Origin of the sequence: Delftia sp. K82, from assembly GCF_002193035.1 — a bacterium.
Taxonomy (GTDB): Bacteria; Pseudomonadota; Gammaproteobacteria; order Burkholderiales; family Burkholderiaceae_C; genus Comamonas; species Comamonas acidovorans.
This window is the reverse complement of record NZ_MYFL01000004.1, coordinates 556470-575363: the sequence shown is the minus strand read 5'-3', so window position 1 is coordinate 575363 and position 18894 is coordinate 556470. Positions and strand designations below refer to the sequence as shown.

14 protein-coding genes, 1 tRNA gene and 1 riboswitch are annotated in these 18894 nt (G+C 70.9%); of the genes, 3 read left to right on the top strand and 12 right to left on the bottom strand.

What is annotated here, in order from left to right:
* Nucleotides 1-36 precede the first annotated feature (36 nt).
* A riboswitch (glycine riboswitch) is annotated at nucleotides 37-147 on the top strand.
* 92 nt (nucleotides 148-239) lie between these two features.
* A complete protein-coding gene (locus KDK82_RS26095) occupies nucleotides 240-1571 on the top strand; it encodes a D-amino acid dehydrogenase (protein ID WP_012202460.1) in 1332 nt (443 codons plus the stop codon).
* A gap of 68 nt (nucleotides 1572-1639) precedes the next feature.
* Here the strand turns inward: KDK82_RS26095 and KDK82_RS26090 are convergent, their stop codons facing one another.
* The 4 genes from KDK82_RS26090 to KDK82_RS26075 all read right to left on the bottom strand — a co-directional run bounded on the left by KDK82_RS26090 (nucleotide 1640) and on the right by KDK82_RS26075 (nucleotide 5007).
* Entirely contained in the window at nucleotides 1640-2875 is a 1236-nt protein-coding gene (locus tag KDK82_RS26090; RefSeq protein WP_034397936.1) for an FIST N-terminal domain-containing protein, read from the bottom strand.
* Between the two features lie 76 nt (nucleotides 2876-2951).
* A complete protein-coding gene (locus KDK82_RS26085) occupies nucleotides 2952-3896 on the bottom strand; it encodes a PhaM family polyhydroxyalkanoate granule multifunctional regulatory protein (protein ID WP_088166618.1) in 945 nt (314 codons plus the stop codon).
* A 142-nt stretch (nucleotides 3897-4038) separates the two neighbouring features.
* Entirely contained in the window at nucleotides 4039-4551 is a 513-nt protein-coding gene (locus KDK82_RS26080; protein ID WP_088166617.1) for a copper chaperone PCu(A)C, read from the bottom strand.
* A 96-nt stretch (nucleotides 4552-4647) separates the two neighbouring features.
* Nucleotides 4648-5007 carry a hypothetical protein gene (locus KDK82_RS26075; protein WP_013800287.1) on the bottom strand — a complete coding sequence of 120 codons (360 nt, stop codon included), beginning with the start codon at nucleotides 5005-5007 and terminating at the stop codon, nucleotides 4648-4650.
* Nucleotides 5008-5126: 119 nt separating this feature from the next.
* Between KDK82_RS26075 and KDK82_RS26070 the strand changes: the two genes are divergently transcribed.
* Nucleotides 5127-5789, top strand: coding sequence for a glutathione S-transferase family protein (locus tag KDK82_RS26070; protein WP_012202455.1), 663 nt, complete (start codon nucleotides 5127-5129; stop codon nucleotides 5787-5789).
* Nucleotides 5790-5807: 18 nt separating this feature from the next.
* Here KDK82_RS26070 and recD read toward each other — a convergent pair whose 3' ends face one another.
* From recD to KDK82_RS26040, 6 genes are all read right to left on the bottom strand, one after another.
* Nucleotides 5808-7958 (bottom strand): exodeoxyribonuclease V subunit alpha, encoded by a 2151-nt coding sequence (gene recD, locus KDK82_RS26065; protein ID WP_088166616.1) that lies wholly within the window; start codon nucleotides 7956-7958, stop codon nucleotides 5808-5810.
* Complete coding sequence (gene recB / locus KDK82_RS26060) at nucleotides 7955-11803, bottom strand: exodeoxyribonuclease V subunit beta (RefSeq protein WP_088166615.1); 3849 nt, start codon at nucleotides 11801-11803, stop codon at nucleotides 7955-7957. Before recB ends, recD begins: the two co-directional genes overlap by 4 nt.
* On the bottom strand, nucleotides 11800-15324 hold the full coding sequence (gene recC, locus KDK82_RS26055) for an exodeoxyribonuclease V subunit gamma (RefSeq protein WP_088166704.1): 3525 nt from the start codon (nucleotides 15322-15324) through the stop codon (nucleotides 11800-11802). Before recC ends, recB begins: the two co-directional genes overlap by 4 nt.
* 70 nt (nucleotides 15325-15394) lie before the next feature.
* Nucleotides 15395-15847 carry a CopD family copper resistance protein gene (locus KDK82_RS26050; protein ID WP_013800282.1) on the bottom strand — a complete coding sequence of 151 codons (453 nt, stop codon included), beginning with the start codon at nucleotides 15845-15847 and terminating at the stop codon, nucleotides 15395-15397.
* Entirely contained in the window at nucleotides 15844-16290 is a 447-nt protein-coding gene (locus KDK82_RS26045) for an Rrf2 family transcriptional regulator (RefSeq protein ID WP_071953766.1), read from the bottom strand. Before KDK82_RS26045 ends, KDK82_RS26050 begins: the two co-directional genes overlap by 4 nt.
* Before the next feature lie 13 nt (nucleotides 16291-16303).
* The gene (locus KDK82_RS26040; protein WP_088166703.1) at nucleotides 16304-17500 is read right to left on the bottom strand and encodes an NnrS family protein; all 1197 of its coding nucleotides are present in this window, start codon (nucleotides 17498-17500) and stop codon (nucleotides 16304-16306) included.
* A gap of 119 nt (nucleotides 17501-17619) precedes the next feature.
* Between KDK82_RS26040 and KDK82_RS26035 the strand changes: the two genes are divergently transcribed.
* Entirely contained in the window at nucleotides 17620-17949 is a 330-nt protein-coding gene (locus tag KDK82_RS26035; protein WP_012202449.1) for a cupin domain-containing protein, read from the top strand.
* Between the two features lie 101 nt (nucleotides 17950-18050).
* Here KDK82_RS26035 and KDK82_RS26030 read toward each other — a convergent pair.
* Together KDK82_RS26030 and KDK82_RS26025 are read right to left on the bottom strand one after the other, a co-directional pair.
* Nucleotides 18051-18126: transfer RNA gene (locus KDK82_RS26030), tRNA-Phe, on the bottom strand.
* Between the two features lie 66 nt (nucleotides 18127-18192).
* Nucleotides 18193-18864, bottom strand: a complete 672-nt coding sequence (locus tag KDK82_RS26025; protein WP_012202448.1) for a response regulator — start codon at nucleotides 18862-18864, stop codon at nucleotides 18193-18195.
* Between the last annotated feature and the right edge of the window lie 30 nt (nucleotides 18865-18894).

Here is an 18894-nt window from a genome sequence, read left to right as displayed (position 1 = left end):
ACTCCCATACACGCTCAGGTTCCGTACTGCAAACACAACATGCCGTCTGGAGAGCCGCCGCACGCAATATGCGGCGCACCGAAGGAGCAAGCCCCGTTCCCATGGACGGCGGTGAATCTCTCAGGTACCAAGGACAGGGGGAGCGGCAGCTGCGTCACGACGGACGCAGGCTGCTTGCTATTGAATCCATAGCTACCAGCTTCCGCGTGACCGGCACATGCCTTTGAAAGGGCATTGTCATGCGCGTCATCGTTCTCGGAGCCGGCCTGATCGGCACCGCCTCGGCCTACTATCTGCAATCCCTGGGCCACGAGGTCACGGTCATCGACCGCCAGGCTGCGCCCGGAGCCGAAACCAGCTTTGCCAACGGCGGGCAGATCTCGGTCAGCCACGCCGAACCCTGGGCCAACCCCGGCGCACCGCTGAAGTTGCTGGGCTGGCTGGGCCGGCAGGACGCCCCCCTGCTGTTTCGCCTGCGCGCCGACATGCGCCAGTGGCTCTGGGGCCTGTCCTTCCTGCGCAACTGCACGCCCGCGCGCACGCGCCACAACATCCAGCAGATCGTTCGCCTGGGCACCTACAGCCGCGAGGCCCTGCAGCAGCTGCGGTCGGACACCGGCATCCAGTACGAGCAGCGCATGCAGGGCATCCTGCACTTCTACACGAACGCCCGTGAGTTCGAGGGCGCTCTCAAGCCCACCGAGCAGATGCAGGCCCTGGGCTGCGACCGCCGCCTGATTGACGCCGACGAAGCCGTGCGCCTGGAGCCGGCCCTGGCCCATGTGCGCGGGCAGATAGCGGGCGCCACCTATACGGCCGAGGATGAATCGGGCGACGCCAACCTCTTCACGCGCGAGCTGGCACGCATTGCCACCACCACGGGCGTGCAGTTCCGCCACGGCCACCACGTCATGGCGCTGCGCACCACGGGCGCAGGCGCCAGCCGCCATATCGACCATGTGGAAGTGACCAATGCCGATGGCCGCTACGAACGCATCCAGGGCGACGCCTATGTGCTGGCCATGGGCTCGTTCAGCCCGCTGCTGGCCCAGCCGCTGGGGCTGCACCTGCCCATCTACCCGGCCAAGGGCTACTCCGTGACCCTGCCGGTGCTGGACCCCGCCAAGGCCTACCAGGTCAGCCTCACGGACGATGAGTTCAAGCTGGTGTTCTCGCGCTACACGGGCGCGCAGGGCGACCGCCTGCGCATTGCCGGCACGGCCGAGTTCAACGGCTACGACCGCAACCTGGACCCCGTGCGCTGCGAGGCCATCGTGCGGCGCGTGCAGCAACTGTTCCCAGGCGCCGGCGATACCGGGCGCGCCCAGTTCTGGAGCGGCCTGCGCCCCGCCACGCCCAGCAATGTGCCGCTGATCGGACGCTCGCCCATCGCCAACCTGTTCCTGAACACCGGCCACGGCACGCTGGGCTGGACCCATGCCTGCGGCTCCGGCATGGCGCTGGCCGACCTAGTCAGCGGCAGGCAGCCGGCCGTGGATTTCGATTTTTTGGGGGCCGCAGCCATGGACCCGGATCGCAGCGCAGGCACGGTGCGCCCGCGCGCGGTCTGAGGTGCAGACGGTGTGTACCGTGTGTACGGCGTGTACGGCGTGTACGGCGTGTACGGCGTGTACGACGCCTAAGCAGTGAACACCGTCAACACCCCGGCGAAGCGGTGCAGGCGGGCATCCATGATCTCGGCTTCGGCGACGAAGCCGATCAATGGCACATCGCCCAGTGCGTGGCGCAGGGTGCGCAGTTCGGCATCGGGGCCGCCGAACAGGCCGCCGCCGCGGCCCCGGCAACTGATGTAGATGGCGCCACGGATGCGGGGCTGTGCCTCGCCTTCGGGCGCCGCCTCCTCGGGCTCCGCCGCATCGCGCAGCGCAGCGCCCAGTTGCAGCAGTTCCTGGCGCGCGACCTGGGCCTGGCGGCGGCAGAAGATCACCGAATGCCCGGCCTCCACGGCCGATGACAGGGCCACGCCCTGGCGCAGCGGGTCCAGCCCGACCAGGGTCAGTACCTGGGCCTCTTCGGTGAGCACGCCGTGGGCCATGCCCCGGCCCGGCGGCGCAATGGCCGCCAGCGTGCTGCGCACCGTGGTCAGCGCGGGCTGCCAGTCGCTGCCTTCCAGCTCCACGCCCAGCAGTTGCAGCAGGCGCTGCAAGGCCGGATCGCCATTGAGCCCGGTGACCAGGGCGCCGCGCGCCTCGGTGATCTCCAGGCCCTCGCCCAGCGGCACGCAGCCCTGGGCCATGCCCGTGATGCAGGGCACGCCCGCACCGAAGGCCACGCCCGAGAAGCCTCCGCTAAAAATGCCGCGCGCATCCGCATGCTGCGCATGCAGGTCCTCGGTGCGGCAGGCGATCTGCACGCCCTCCACGCCATCGTCCCCGTCATCGCCCACGCCGCCGAACAGCAGGCCGGACTCGGTGCGCTCGGACAGCTCGTACAGCAACTCGGCCAGCTCGGGCTGGCCGCCTCCGGCATGGACCAGGGCCGAATGGGCCGTGAACCCGGCCTCGCCGCCCGGCGCATGCAAGGGCGCCAGACCCGAATACAGGCGGTAGTGCGCGGCCGGCACATCGAGCAGCATTACCGCGAGCGCGGAGCCGGACAGGTATTCATGGGACATGGCCAGCACGCCACCGGCCGAACAGCCAGCCCAGTCCGCCACATGGGGCAAGGCCCTGGCCAGATGCTGCAGCAGCGGTCTTGCATGGGCGGCATGCGCGTGGGACAGGTACACCAGGCCCAGTCGAGGGCGCTGCGCGTGGCCCGGATCGGCCATCTGCGAGCGCAGTTGCAGCAGCACCGCATCGGCCGCGGCGCGCCAGTCGGAATGGCTGGCATGGCCTACAGGAAACAACGACATTCCAACCTTCTTTCTAGCCCTGCCAGCGCCCGGCTTGCGGAGGGCTCTAGACCATCCATGGGAGCCGCCGTCCCGCTCAGCGCGGTGGCCGGCTCTTGGCCGGCGCCTTGCCTGCGGCCGGTGCCTTGGCTGTTGTCTTTGCGGTGGTCTTTGCCGCCGTCTTCCTGGCCGCTGCCTTGGCTGGCGCTTTGGCTGGCGCTTTCGCAGGCGCCTTGGCGGCTCCGGCCGGGGCCTTGGCCGCCGGTGCAGCCGCCTTGCCTGCCTGCGCGGCGAAGGCGCCAGCCTGGGCCGTCATGCGGTCCATGGCGGCCTTGGCGATGTCGCCGGCCATGCCGGTGGCGCGCTGTGCGGCAGCCACGGCCTCGGGGGCCATGGGCTCGGCCATGGCCTTGGCGGCGATCTGCTGGAATTGCTGGGTCAGTGCGCCCCACCATTGCATGGCCTGGCCCATGGCGGCGGCCTGGGCCGGCTCGTCCCTGGGCGCAGAAGCTTCAGGGCCGGAGGCCTTGCTGCCGGCATCCGCGGATGCAGCGGCCGCAGCAGCTGCAGGCGGCTCGGCAGGGGGCTGTGCGGGCGCGGCCTGCGGCTTTTCCTGCTTGCCGGCCTTGCCGGCGGAGGACATGGGCCAGTCCGAGTGGTCGGACTGCCCCGCGCTGGCGGCGCCTTTGCCCGCAGTGGCTGCAGCAGCGGTGGCGGCTGCAGCGGCGGGGAACTGGAAGGCCTGCGCCAGTTCACCCATGCTGACGTTCATGCCCTGCAGGGTGGACAGCGTCATGCGCTGCACTTCCAGGGCCTGGATGGTGGCGGCCAGCGCCTTGCCATTTTGGTCCAGCCAGAATTGCACGGCCTTGAGTTCGGTGATGCGCTTGTCCACCTCCTCGATGCTCACCGTGGGCGCCACCCATTCGGGCAGGCGCCCCAGGGGCCGGGCGGTGGCCGATCCCGCGCTCTGGGCCAGGCCCTGCAGGAAGTCGAAACCGGGGATGAACTTGCCGAAACCGAAGGAGGACGCGTCACTCATGGCAGCACTCGCTAGGACTGGGTTGGAAGAGCATGCCGGCGAAGGATACCGGCCATGCTCCCAGCTTAACCCAGGCACACGCCAAGTCCACGGCAAGTCATGCGCATGCGGCTGCGCACAAACCCGGTGCAATGGCGCCGGCTCAGTGCGAATGGCCGGCGTGGCCGCCGCCGTGGCCCGCTGCCGGGCCAGCCGCCGCGCCAGGCGCCATGGCGCGCACGGGGACCTGCAGGCTCAGGCGCGAGGTTTCGCCCTTGGCATCCTTGAACACCAGGGTGATGGGCACCTGGCTGTCCTTGAGCAGCGGGCTCTTGAGCTGCTGCAGCATGACGTGGTAGCCGCCGGGCTTCAGGTCCACGGCCACGCCCTTGGGCAGGTCCAGGCCGTCGATGGCGCGCATGCGCATCACATCGCCTTCCATCTTCATTTCATGCACCTCGGCCACGCCGGCGGCGGGCGACTCCACGCCCACCAGGCGCAGCGGCTCCTCGGCCGTCAGGCGCATGAAGGCGCCCGTGGCCTGCTGGCCCGGCACGCTGGCACGCGCCCAGGCGGCGTCGGCCTTGACGTGGGCGGCATCGGCATGGGCATGGGCCAGACCCATGGACAGGGAGGCGGCGATCAGGAAAGGGGTGGTCCATTGACGCAGTGTCATCACGGTTTCTCCAGAAAATTCAATACGTTGCAGCACGGTCTGTGTGCATTGCAAAAACAAAAGCCAAGCGAAAGAGGCAGGGATTGAAATGGGGAGTCACCGGGGCGGGGCGCGGGCCTGCGGCAAGGCCGGCATGGCCACGCTGTGGACGGAGGCCGGGTGCGCCCGTGGCTGCGCATCTGCCATCAGCGGTGCCGGGGCCGCACTGCACCGGGCGGGCGGCGGCGCCAGCGGGGGCAGGCACAGCGGGCAGTCGATGCCGTGGCTTCCGGCAAGGGCATTGTCCTGACCGGCCGGCGATGGCACCCAGACCGATTCGCCAGCGGCCGAGCACAGGCGCTCCCAGCCCGAGGCACGCGCCAGCGGCGCAAACGCCGATGCCAGCGCCACGCACAGCCACAGCCCCAGCACCCAGCGGGCGCAGGCAGCCAAGGTGGAGGGCAGGCGAAGCGGCATGGCGCCATTCTAGGGGTCTGCCCCAGTCGTCATCTCCGGGACCGCGCCATGCCCTGCCCGCCCCTACCATCACAGGCGCGCACCCTCGCCTTCACCACAAACAACCCAAGGAGACACCCATGCTCACCCTGTGCGGATTCGCGGCCAGCAACTACTACAACAAGGTCAAGCTGGCCCTGCTGGAAAAGCAGCTGCCCTTCAACGAGGAACTGGACTGGCTGGGCGAGACCGACATGGCACTGTCGCCGCTGGGCAAGGTGCCGTACCTGCGCATCGACGACGGCCGGGGCCTGTGCGAGTCGGCCGCCATGGTCGAGTACGTGGAGACGCTGTCGCCCTCGCCGGCCCTGCTGCCGGCCGACGCCTTCGAGGCCGCCAAGGTGCGCGAGCTGTGCGTGTACCTGGACCTGCACCTGGAGCTGGTGGCGCGCATCCTCTACCCGCAGGCCTTCTTTGGCGGCCAGGTCAGCGACTCCACCCGGGAGCGCACGCTGGCCCAGCTCGACAAGAACGTGGCGGCCTTCGCCAAACTCGCGCGTTTCTCACCCTTTGTGGCGGGCGACAGCTTCACGCTGGCCGACTGCTGCGCCATCGTCCACCTGCCCCTGGTCAGCGCGGCCAGCAAGATCGTTGGCGGGCGCGACGTGCTGGCCGACCTGCCCGTGCGCGAGTACCTGGCGCGCATGGCCGAGCGGCCCACGGTGCAGCAGGTCAATGCCGACCGCAAGACCAATACGGCGCTGATGATGTCCCGCTACGCCAGCGACAAGACTCCGGCCTGAGCCGCCGCCCTGCCCGCCTCAGTCCTGCAGCCAGCGCAGCAGCCCGCTGGCGCGCTGCGTGGGGCTGCCAACGGCCGAGGCCAGCAGGCCCGGCACCTCGGAGAACAGCGAGAAGGCCTGGCGGGCGCGCGTGATGCCGGTGTAGACCAGCTCGCGCCCCAGCACGCTGCCGCCGCGCGAGGGCAGCACCAGGGCCGTGTGCTCGAACTCCGAGCCCTGGCTCTTGTGCACCGTCATGGCGAAGGCGGTCTCCACATGGGCCAGGCGGCTGACACCGACCGAGCGCAGCTCGTCACCCTGCAGGAAGTACACGCGCAGCGGCTGCCCGGGCCCACCCTGCGGGCCCCCCTGTGACCCGCCCTGCGACCCACCCGGCAGCGCAATGCCGATGTCGCCGTTGAACACGCCCAGCTGCGCATCGTTGCGCGTGACCATGACGGGCCGGCCCGCATACCATTCGCCGCTGCGGCGGATGGCGCCCTGCGCTTCCAGGGCCTGCTCCACCGCCCGGTTGAAGCCGGACACGCCCCAGTCCCCCTCGCGCACGGCGCACAGCAGCCGGAAGCGCTCGAAGGCCTGCAGCACATCGACCACCCAGGCGCGGTGCGCGGCCTCGTAGCCGCCGTCCGCAACCGGCCTGTTTTGCAGCGCCCTGGCATACAGCGCATAACTGGCCAGGCCGCCACGCCCGCGCACGGCCAGTTCGGTCACGGCCTGCACGCCGCCGCCCTGGCGCTCCCAGAGTTCGGAGTGCGTACCGCCTTGCGTGCCGGCATCGAGCAAGGCCTGGGCCTGCGCGGCGTGGCCGGCATTCACGGCGCGCGCCAACTGGCCGATGGGACCACCGAAGCGCCGGCTTTCGCGCAGCATGACGGTGTGCTGCGCAAGAGCCGGAGGCCGGTCGCCTGCCGGCGCCGCGAACTGCGGCGGTACCGCCTGGCCGGCCACGCGCAGCGCGTAGTCCAGCGTGTCCGGCAGGTAGCGTCCGGCCTGGGCATCGCGGCACAGGTCGCCCAGCACGGCGCCCGCCTCCACCGATGCCAGTTGGTCCTTGTCGCCCAGCAGCACCAGGCGGGCGCCGGCCGGCAGTGCCTCCAGCAGCGCCGCCATCATCTCCAGGTGGACCATGGAGGCCTCATCGACGATGAGCACGTCCACGTCCAGTTGCCGGCCCGCATGGAATCCCCAGTGCCGCGTATCGGGCCGCGCGCCCAGCATGGAGTGCAGGGTGCGCGCCGCGCCCATGCGCTGCACCAGGCCCGCCAGGTCGATCTCGCCGCCCATGCTGCCCTGCAATTGCAGCAAGGCCCCGTCAATCGATTGCTTCAGGCGCGCGGCCGCCTTGCCCGTGGGAGCGGCCAGGGCCACGCGCAGCTGGCCGGCGTCGGGCGCCGTGGCAAACAGCAGGGCCAGCAGCCGCGCAGCGGTATAGGTCTTGCCGGTGCCGGGGCCGCCCGTGATCACCGACAGCCGGCCGCGCAGCGCCAGCGCGCAGGCCAGCTTCTGCCAGTCCACGGGGCTGCCTTCCGCCGCAGGCGGGAACAGGCGGTCCAGCCAGTGGCGGGCCAGGGCTTCGTCCAGCGGCTGGCCGACCACGGCCTGCGCCGCCGTGCGCTGGATGACATGGGTGGCCACGGCGCGCTCGTAGTCCCAGTAGCGGCGCAGGTACAGCAGCGGCGCGGGGCCGTCGGCACCGGCCAGCACCAGGGGCTGGCCAAGGTCCTCGCCGCCATCCTGGCCCGCGTCGCCGATCACACGCACCACGGGGCTGGCACCCAGCGCCGCCACCCAGCCGGACAGGCGCGCGGGCAGCATCTGCCACAGGGCCTGCTGGGCGGGCAGCGCCTCGGCGGGCCAGGCCAGCACGTCGTTGGGGTTGCCGGCCAGCGGCGCCAGGGGCAGGCAGCTGTGGCCGCGCCCCTCCATCTGCGCCAGCAGTGCGGCGGCCACCAGCAAGGCGGGCCCGGCCTGCGCATCCTGCCCGGCGACAAAGGAGGCCAGCGCCGCATCCAGGCGCCGCAGCAGGCCGGCATCGGCCCAGCGGCGCAGCAGGGCCAGCACCTCATTGGTGTCTGGCGGCACGGCGCTCGGCGGTTTGCCACCCGGCTGTTCATCGAACAGGTCCAGCGTGGCCGTATCGACGGTGCGCGAACGGGGGCGCGGGCTCATGGCAGTTCCTCCGCGTTGGCGTGGCCGGGGCCGAGCAGTTCATCAAGCGCATCGAGCAGGGGCAGTTCGGGCGCCATGGCATGCATGCCACCGGCCGGGCCATCGATGCCGCGCAGAAAGTAGTACAGCGCGCCGCCCAGCTGGCGCTGCGGCTCGTAGGCCGTGCCCAGGCGGCTGCGCAGCAGCCGGTGCAGGGCCAGCAGGTAGAGCGCGGCCTGCACGTCGTAGCGGTGGTGGAGCATGGCGCGAGCCAGGGCCTCCTGGCCGTAGGCGGCGCCGTCCGGGCCCAGGTGGTTGCTCTTGTAGTCGAGCACCCAGTAGCGGCCCTCGTGGCAGAACACCAGGTCGGCAAAGCCCATGAGCATGCCGTGCAGCGAGCGCTGGGGCAGCGCGGGCCGCTCCTGCCCCGGCAGGATGAAGCGCCGGCACAGCTGGTCGATGCGCTCGGCCGGCAGCTGGCGCGCGGGCAGCCAGAACTCCATCTCGGACAGTTGCGGGCCCAGCGTGGCCAGCGTGACATCGAGCGGCGCCAGCGGCTGGTGGACCACGGCCGTGAGCCAGGCCAGCAGGTCGCGCGCCTGCTCGCCACGGCCCGCGCGCTCGCAGCGGCGCACCAGGCGATCAGCGAGCGCACCCTGGCCGTCCACGGGCAGGGCAAAGTCTTCGCCGCCCAGCCATTCAAGCTGGTCGTGCACGAAGTTGCCGACCACGGGACCGCGCAGAAAGCGGTGCCAGACCGCAGGCCCACCGGCCGGTCCATCCTGCAGGGGTTGCAGGCCCGCCAGGCCGGCAATGTCCGCCAGTTCCGGCGATGGCGGCGGCTCCAGCGCCTGCTCATCCTCGGCCGGGCGCTGCACGGCCACGGGCAGCACGGGCAGGCTGGGCGCGGCCATGGCACGCACCAGGGCCGAGAAGCTGCCGATGCCCCAGCGGGTGTCGAAGCGCGCGTCGTAGGCCGGGGCATCGTGCAGCGGGGTGGCGCCGGCCGGGGGCTGCCAGCGCGTGCGCTGCAGTGGCACGGCATCCAGGTCGCGCCAGGCCATGTGCGGGTCTTCGCCGCACAGCTGCTGCAGGCCGTCGCGCCAGCCCTGGGCCGAGCGCGGCTCGGTGCCGCCCAGCAGGTAGCCGGCTGCGCCCTGCTCGTTCACGCAGGCCTTGCCGTTGCCGCGCTTGAGCGGGGCCAGGCCCAACCACAGCGCATGGCGCGGGCGGGTGAGCGCCACGTAGAACAGGCGCAGGTCCTCGCGCAGCCGCTCGCGGTCGGCCTGGGCAAGCTCCTCGTCGCTGAAGTCCAGCAGCAATCGGCGGGCCGGAGCCGCGTCGTCTTGCGACTCGTCCTGCGCGGACAGGGTCAGGAACGGCGTTCTGGCCCGTTCCATGGGGCGGAAGCTGCCCGCAAACGGCAGGCAGACCAGCGGGTATTCCAGGCCCTTGCTCTTGTGCACGGTGACGAGCTTGACCAGGTCGGCATCGCTTTCCAGGCGCACCACCTGCTCTTCGCTGCCGCTGCCCGGCGTCTCGATCTGGGTGGCCAGCCAGCGGATCAGGGCCTGCTCGCCCTCCAGCTGGGCGCTGGCGGTCTGCAGCAGCTCGGCCAGGTGCAGGTAGTTGGTCAGGCGCCGCTCGCCGCCCATGGCCGGGTCCTGTAGCCAGCGCACGGGCAGGTCCAGCCGGTACAGGGTCTGGCGCAGCATGGCCAGCACGCCCAGGCGCAGCCAGATGCTGTGCAGTTCGCGCAGCTGCTCGCTGCGCACGTCAAAGGCTTCCTCGTCGGCGGCCAGCCAGGCCAGCTCGTCCAGCGACAGGCCGATGAGCCGCGTGGCCAGGCCCGCGCGCACGGCCTGGGCATCCAGCGGCGCGGCAACGGCGCGCAGCCAGTACAGCAGGTCATGGGCTTCGTCGCTGGCGAACACCGAATCCTGGTCCGACAGGTAGACCGAGGCCACGGCGCGCGCCTGCAGCTCTCGGCGCACGGCGGCCGCCTCTCGGCCCGTGCGCACCAGCACGGCGATGTCGGCAGGCCGCAGGCGCACAAGGCGGCCATCGGGCTGCACAAAGCCGGCCTGCGGGTCGGCCAGCCACTGCACGATCTGCTCGGCGCAATGGGCCGCAAAGCGGCGCCGCACCTCGTCGGCAGACAAAGGCAGGGGGATGCCGGTGTCCTCGTCGCGGCCCGCACTCCAGGCCACGGTGAGGGCGGGCATGGCGCCGTCGCGCGTGTGCAGCAGCTCGCGCCGGCCCTGGGCGGCCACGGGCTCGAACGGCAGCGGGTTGTGGCTGCCGCGCCGAAACATGAAGGCGCCCTCGCCCGGCCGCTGCTCGGCCTGCGCGAACCAATGGTTGACGGCGCCCACCAGCGCCTCGGTGGAGCGGTAGTTGGTGCCCAGCACGTAGTGGCGGCCCTCGGTGGCGCGGCGCGCCTGCAGGTAGCTGTGGATGTCGGCCCCGCGAAAGCCGTAGATGGACTGCTTGGGGTCGCCGATCAGCAGCAGGGCGCTGTGCGGGTCGTTGGCCGCCGTGCGGTAGATCTGGTCGAACAGGCGGTACTGCAGCGGCGAGGTGTCCTGGAATTCATCGATCAGCGCCACCGGGTACTGGGCCAGGATGCGCTCGCGCAGCACGGCGCCGTTGTCGCCGGCCAGGGCCGTGTCCAGGCGCTGCAGCATGTCGGCAAAGCCGAAGCTGCCGGCCTGGCGCTTGAGGTGGGCCAGCCGCTGCGCCACGCGCGCGGCCGCATGCAGGCGCACGGCCACGCTGACGGGCGGCAATTGCTCCAGTTGCACCAGCAGCGCCTGCAGCTCGTCAAGCTCCAGCGGCATGAGCACATCGCCGGCCGATCCCTTGAAGGCCTCGGCCAGGCCCTCGGGGCTGAGGCGGTGGCGCGCGGCCTCGGTCAGCGCCAGCGGACCGTCCAGCGGCGCGCGCGACCAGTCGGCCAGCGCGGCCAGCCAGCCGGTGTAGCGCGCGGGCTGCAGCTTGCGCTTGTCCCACAGCGCGCCATGGCCGTCGAGCTGTCCATCCAGCCACAGCTGCAGGCGCTGTGCCTTGTCGTCCCAGCCGGCCGCCAGGGCCAGCAGGCGGCTGCGGCGCTGCTCCATGGCGCGCTGCAGGCAGTCGGCCAGGCTGCCCTCGCCCGCGCCGGGCACAGGGGGCTCGCGCAGCAGTGCGCGCATGTCATCGACCAGGGCGCCGACGTGGGGCCAGATCTTCAGGACCTCGTCCAGCAACTCGTCGGACAGCGGGTAGCACTGCTGGCGCCAGTAGTCCTGCGCGGCCTCGGTCTGTCGCTGACTTTCGTCGGGCTCCAGCGTTTCGTCGAAGAGGTTGCCGCTGTCGAAGGCATGCTCGCGCAGCATGCGCTGGCACCAGGCGTCGATGGTGTGGATGGCCGCGTCGTCCATGCATTCGGCCGCCATGGCCAGGCGCCAGGCCGCGCGTTCACGGGCCGCGCCTTCGGGGTAGGCCTCGCGCAGCGCGTGCAGGAAGGCGTCTTGGGGCGCGGGCTCGGCCTCGCCGCGAAAGCACTGCACGGCCTCGATCAGGCGCTTGCGTATGCGGTCTGACAGCTCGCGCGTGGCCGCGCGCGTGAAGGTCATGACGAGGATGTCGGGCGGCATCAGCGGGCGCTCGAAGGCCGTGCTGCTGATGCCGTCCAGGCTGCCCTCGCCATGCCCCAGCACCAGTCGCAGGTAGAGCGCGGCGATGGTCCAGGTCTTGCCGGTGCCGGCGCTGGCCTCGATCAGGCGGCTGCCCCACAGCGGGAAGCGCTGTGCGTCGAGCACATGGCCGGTCACGTCGCAGTCCACATCGCCGGTCACGGCGCCGATCATTTCGCTCGCGCTCATTGCGCATCCCCCTGGTACGGCAGGACCTGCACCTGCGCGGCCACCCAGTCGAGCAGCGGCGCGTGGGCGGCATGGGCCAGGGCCTCGAAACGGCCATCGGCGCTCAGGCGTTCGAAGTCAGGGTAGCAGCGTGCCCAGGACGGGTCCTCGCCTTCGCCGCCGACCAGATGACCGCCCTCATAGGCCTGCTGGGCCGCAGCGGGAAAGCCTTCGGCCATGGCCAGGCCGCTGCGCAGCGGCAGGGGCAGCGGGCCGTTCTGGCCTTCGCGCCACAGGGCCATCAATTCACGCAGCCGTGCCAGCGCTTCGGAAGGGTCCATGGGCAGCACCTGCACCAGGCCGTCGCGCGCCACCACGCGCAACTCGGCCTGCGAGCCACTGGCGGCCAGCGCCAGGCTGCGCAGGTAGACCGGCATGAGCTTGTCGGCATGGGGCCTGCCCTTGGCATTGAGCAGGTTGCGCGGGTCCAGCAGCAGCCAGCACTGTGCGTGGTCCGCATCGGGGGACTCTTCGGTTTCGCAGGATTGGCGCAGCCCGTCGATCCAGTCGTCGAACACCAGGCCATCGTCCTCGATCAGCAGCCGCCTGCGCGGCGCGGGATGGGCATACCGATCCAGTTGCTGGCGCCAGGCCCGCAGCGAAGGCGTGACCGAGGACTGCAGCGCCCGCGCGCCGCGCTCGCCCAGCCCCGCCAGCGGAAGCCGCCCCGAGCGCGTGAGGCGCGCCACGGCGGCGCGCACGCTGTCTTCCATGGCCTGGGGCGCCTGCCCCGGCTCGTCCAGGCCGGCCGCCACCTGCTGCTGCAACTGCTGCACCAGCAGGTATTCGGTCAGGCCGTCGAGCTGGAACAGTTCCTCGTCCACCACGGGGTTGTCCTCCTGCTCGAAGCGCACCTGCAGGCGCTGGCGCAGGTAGGCGCGCGCCGGGTGGCGCAGGAAATCGGTGAGCCGGGCCAGCGTCAGCGGCGCCGAGGCGTCGGGGACAAAGGGCGGGCGCGGCTGCGCGGGCAGCGGAGGCAACGCGTCCGTGCCGTCCGACTGCGCATGCGCGGCCCGCCATTCGCGCGCATAGGTGGTCCAGGGCGAGCCTTCTTCGAAATAGCGGCGACTGAAGGGCTGCAGCGGATGCTGCTGCGTGCGCTGCGCCAGCAGCGGCTGGCCGCCTTCGCCGCGCCAGCCTGTCTCCAGGTAGTCGCGCAGCTGGGAGACCAGGACCGAGGGCGGCTGCTCGCTGTTGTCGCGCACATGATGGCCGGTCCAGCTGATGTAGAGCGCGCGGCGTGCGGACAGCAGGGCTTCGAGCATGAGCTGGCGGTCATCGTCGCGGCGCGCGCGGTCGCCGGGGCGCTGCTGGCCGGGCAGCGCCATCAGGTCGAAGTCGCTGCGCGTGGCGCGGCGCGGATAGTCGCCATCGTTCATGCCCAGCAGGCAGACCACCTCGAAGGGAATGGCCCGCATGGGCATCAGCGTGCAAAAGGTCACGCCACCGGCGCGAAAGCGCTGCGACAGCGAGGGCTGCTCCAGCGCCTGCATCCAGGCCTCCTGGGCCACGCCCAGTTCCACGGCGTCCGCATAGCCGGCCTGCTCGCAGGCGCGCTGCCAGTCCGTGAGGGCGGCGTCCAGCGCGGCCAGCATGGCCTCGTCCTCATCGTCCTGCGCCTTGAAGAAGTCCTGCAGCAGTGCGCGAAAGCGCTGCGCCCAGACCTCGGGTGTGGCGGGCCGCCCGGCCTCGCGCCACCAGGCCAGCATGCGCTCCAGCAGCGCGGCCAGCACGCCGGCCAGCTCGGCCGACAGGCCGCCCACTTCGTCATAGGGCTCGATGCCGCCAAAGGCCTGGCCGTCCTGCGCCACGCCGCCGGCATAGCCCAGCAACATGCGCTGCAGGCCGAACCAGGCGCTGTTGTGCTCGCCACAGGCCTGCAGGCCCAGGGCGCCGCGCTGCGGCGCATTGAGTCCCCAGCGGATGCCGGCCCCGGCCATCCAGCGCGTGAGCTGTGGCAGGTCGTCGGCCGCCAGCCCCATGCGCGCGGCAATCGCGGGCACGTCCAGCAGGTCGCACAGCTCGCTGAGCCGGCAGCGCTGCTGGGGCAGGCGCAGCAGCCATTGCAGGGCCACGGCCAGCGGGCTGCTGGCGCGCGCACCCAGGTCGGCGATGTCGAAGGGAATGTGGCGCGGGTCGTGGCGTCCGTACTGGCCGAAGACCGCACGTATCGAGGGCGCAGCCGTCTCTATGGACGGAAGCATGACCACCACGTCACGCGGGGCCAGCGGCGCTTGCCCTGGCTGGGCAGGATCCGGTGGCCGGGCCAGCATCTGCAGCAGCTGGTCGTGCAGCACCTCCAGCTCGCGCACCACGCTGTGGGCGCTGTGAAAGACGATGGAACGATCGGCCCGCGCCACCTCCAGCGGCGGGTGCTCGGCCAGCGGCACCAGGTCGCGGATGCGCTGCTGTACCTGGGCCAGCAGCGGCGCGGTGCGCAGGTCCTCGGCATCGGTTTCGTCGAACAGGTCCACGCGCGGCATCTGCAGCTGCGCGGCGGCACCCGTGGTGTCGAAGGCGTCGAGCTGGCGCACATAGTCGCGGCTTTGCCGGCCCCAGGCGGCCAGCAGCGGATGGGCGTGGGCGTGCATGGCCTCCAGTGGCAGCTGCGCCAGATCGCGCCCGCCGCGCAGCGGCTGGCGGCGCCGCGCCATGCGCAGCAGCTCGCGCCCGTCGATGGCGTCGGCCCAATGGAAGCGGCAGGGATTGGGCACGGCCAGCAGCACCTGGCTGTGGCGGGCAATGGCGGCCAGGAATTCCAGCAGGCTCAGCGGCAACTGGCTGATGCCGAACACCACCACGCGGCGCGCCAGCGGCGCGGCCGGCGCCTCGCCGGACTGCAGCGCGGCCAGCACCCTGCCCTGCAGGCGCGCGCGCGTGGCGCCGCGCTGGTCCTCGTCCAGCTCGGCCAGCACGGCGCGCCACAGGCGCGGCTGCCACTGCTGGCCTTCGGGCACCGGGGCGTCCGCCACACCAGGGCGCAAGGGCATGGGCAGCACGTCATGCCCGGCCTCCCAGGCGTCCAGCCAGTCGGCGCGGTAGATCTGGTATTGGTCGAAAAGGTCGGCCAGGCGCTGGGCCAGCTGCAGCAGCCGCTCGGGCTCGCCGGGGCGCAGAAAGCCTGCAATGGGGGCGAAGGCCGGGTCATGAAGGCACTGCGGCAGCAGGCGCATGAGCCGCCAGGTCATGGGCGTCTTGTCCAGGGGCGATTCGCGCGGCACGGCCTGGCGGCCCAGCACCTGGCGGTAGCTGCGCCACACAAAGCGCGCGGGCAGTTCCACGCGCGCGGCGGCGCACACGCCCAGCTGCTCGGCCATGCGCATCTTGAACCACTCGGCCATGCCGTTGCTCTGCACCAGCACCACCTCGGGCTCCAGCACATCCAGCGGGTGCGCAGCCAGCCATGCCAGCACCGTGTCGGCCAGCACCTCCGTCTGATTCCCGTGCAGGGCGATCAAGCCCGGCTGCCAATGCGATGCCACCTCTGCGCCCCCGTGCTCCAAGCCATGCGAGCAGCGAGCTTAACGCGGGCAGGGCCTGCCTGCAGGCTGTTTACCAGTGCAGGTAGAACATGGCCTTGGCCAGCAGCACGATGGCCAGCACGTGGCAGAACACGCTCAGGTGCAGGCGGTGCGAGCGGCGCCCGCCCAGCACACCACGCCGGCGCCACCACATGGCCGCCAGGAAATGCCCGAACACGCTGAGCGCCAGCACGATCTTGAGCGCCAGCAGCAGGCCGAAGCTGCTGGCCAGCGGAGCGGCAAAGGCGGCGGCCAATGCCGCGCGGTGCTGCCAGGCCAGCCCCAGCCCCGCGCCGTACAGCACCATCAGCACCCAGGGCATGACGGCGACCGCGCGGTCGCCCAGCGCCTGCTCGGTGGCGCGCGCCACGGCAGCGGGCAGGTGGCGGCGCGCCCCGGCCAGCAGCACGACTTCGAAGAACACCGTGCCTGCAAAGGCAATGGCCGCCAGCAGGTGCAGGGTCAGCAGCAGTCCGTAGCTCATGCGCGGCTCCTGTGCGGCAGGGGCAGCGGCAGGGATGCGGGAGCCGGCAGCAGATCGGCCAGCGTGAAGCCGTCCAGATGGGCCATGAAGCTGTCCAGCGCCCCGCCCAGCACGCCGGCCAGCCGGCAGTCCTGCGCAAGCGTGCAGGCAGGCGGGCTGGTGCCCGTGAAGCACTCGACGATGGCAAGGTCCGGCTCCATGCCGCGCACCACGTCGCCCAGGCCGATGTCGGCCGGCGCATGGGCCAGGCGCATGCCGCCGCCCTTGCCCCGCACGGTCACGATCCAGCCGCGCAGCGCCAACTGGTGCGTGACCTTCATGAGGTGGGCCTCGGAGATGGCATGGGCCTGGGCGATCTCGGCAATCGTGCACAGCCGCCCGGGGTGGCGCGCCACATGCATGAGAAGGCGCAGCGCGTAGTCGGTCATCAGGGTCAGGCGCATGGCAGGCTTCCGATCATGCCTGCCGGTCGGCACGCGGGCGCACCAGCAGCGGGGCGAAACGCCACAGGTACAGCGCAAAGGCCAATACCCAGGCAGCGGCCGAGGCATGCAGCGCCGCCAGCGACAGCGCCGTGGGCAGCAGGGCCGCCAGGCGAAGCACGGCAGCGGCAATGACCAGGGCATAGGCGGCGACCATGCTGCGGTCGGTGCGCAGCGGCAGGCCCAGGTGGCCCATCGACGTCCGTGTACACATGCCGATGATGAGCAGGGCAAAGCCGCCCGCACCGATCACATGCACGGGCCAGGCGGGGCGCAGCACCCATCCGGCCGCATGCGCGCCGGCCACCAGCAGGCCCACACCCAGCGCCGCGTGACCCAGGTAGAGAATCCACAGCAGCGGCACGCGGCGCACGGCCTGGGGCCTCCAGGCCAGCACCTGCCACAGGGCGATCAGGCCCGCCACGGCCAGGCCGGCGGCCAGGCCCGGCCACCAGCCCGCCAGCAGGCAGGCGATGGCCACCACGCCCGCACCCAGTTGCCACGGGCCGCTGGCCGTGTGCATGGGAATCTGCAGGCCGGCAACGGCGCGCATGGCAAAGAAGGGGATCACGCGCCGCGCGATCAGCAGCGCAATCACGGCCATGCACAGCAGGCCTGCGTTGAAGCGCTGCATGAGCGCGCCGTAGTCGCCCTGCCAGATGGACCACAGGTACAGCGCGTCGGCCGTGCCCAGGCCGGCCAGCAGCAGGGGCAGCCCGTAGTTGCGCCGGCTGCGCACGGCATGGATGGCGCGGCCCAGCGCCAGCGCGGCCCAGGCAAAGAAGGCGGTATCGCACAGCGCAGCCACTGCAAAGGCCTGCGGCCCGGGCAGCAGAAAGCCCGCACGGGCGATCAGCCACAGCAGGCACAGCGCGCCCAGCGCCCGGCCCTGCAGCGGATTGCGTCCCGTCCAGTTGCTGCCCGCCGTGAACAGAAAGCCTACGGCGATGGTGGCCACGAAGGCCCACAGCATCTCGTGCGCATGCCAGAACACGCCGGGCATGCGACCGGTGATCCTCTGCGGCGCATGGACCCACAGCGCCACCGACAGCGCGGCCCAGAGGCAGCCCAGCAGGTACAGCGGCCGAAATCCCAATTCGAGGAATGCCTTCCATTGCGGCGCCGGCTCCCGGGTTCTCAGGGGTTCCTCCAGCTCCATCCATTGCGCCATGATGTGCACTCCTTCCGGCCCGCTGCGCCTGCATAAGATGCATCCAGCGTACATCTTCAAGTGCACAGGCGAGGCGGCGGCGCAACCACCTTCTGATCCACATCAAGCAGGAGCCAAGCATGGCACTCGAACACGCAAAGCCACTAGAGGTCATCGCCCTGCACGCCCGCGACGGCATGCCCATCAGCACCAGCCTGATCCGAACGCCGAAGCTGCAACTGCTGCGCCTGGTGCTGCCACCGGGCCATGCCCTGCCCAGCCATCAGGTCCCCGGCGAGGCCACCATCCACTGCCTGGCGGGCGAGGCCGGCATTGCCACGCGCCTGGCAAGCCTGCGGCTGGTGGCCGGCTCGGTGGTGCTGGTGCCTGCCGGCGAGCTGCACGATGTGCACGCGCGCGGCGATCAGGGCTGCGTGCTGTTGGTGACGATTGCGGGCGCGAACGACTGAAGGCGGCCGCAGCCGGCGCACAGGCAGGATCACGCATTGCCTGAGGCACAAAGAAAAACGGACCGCTTCTTGCGAAGCAGTCCGTAATTTTTTACTGAATTTGGTGGCCTGGGACGGAATCGAACCGCCGACACAAGGATTTTCAATCCTCTGCTCTACCGACTGAGCTACCGGGCCGAGAACTAGATTATATGCAGGATTTTTTGACCCAAAAACGAAAAAGCCAAAATTCCTTCAAAAAGTCTATCCGCGCTTGTTGCGGCCCAGGTCCACGCCCAGCTGGCGCAGCTTGCGGTACAGGTGGGTGCGCTCCAGGCCGGTCTTCTCGGCCACGCGTGTCATGGAGCCGCCTTCGCGTGCCAGGTGGAATTCGAAGTAGGCCTTCTCGAAGCCGTCGCGCGCCTCGCGCAGCGGGCGGTCCAGGTCGAACCCCTGGTGTGCATGCGGCACGTTGTTGTCCACCGGCACGCGGCTGGCCGCAGGCGTGACCACGGCCGCAGTGTCCGGCTCGACCACCGCCACGGGCGCTGCAGCCGGTGCCTGGCTGGCGGCGTTGCGCGCCAGGCCCTGCTCCACGGCCTTGAGCAGCTTTTGCATGGTGATGGGTTTTTCGAGGAAGGACAGCGCGCCGATGCGCGTGGCCTCCACGGCCGTCTCGATGGTGGCGTGACCGCTCATCATGATCACGGGCATGGTCAGCAGACCTGCCGAGGCCCATTCCTTGAGCAGTGATACGCCATCGGTGTCGGGCATCCAGATGTCGAGAAGCACGAGGTCGTAGGTGTTGGAGGCGCGCGCCGAGCGTGCCTGACCGGCGTTCTCGGCCACGTCCACACTATGACCTTCGTCGTTGAGGATTTCCGACAACAAATCCCGGATCCCCAGTTCGTCGTCGACCACCAGTATGTTTGCCATGTGTCTTAAGCCTATGTGCTGAGGCGCGGG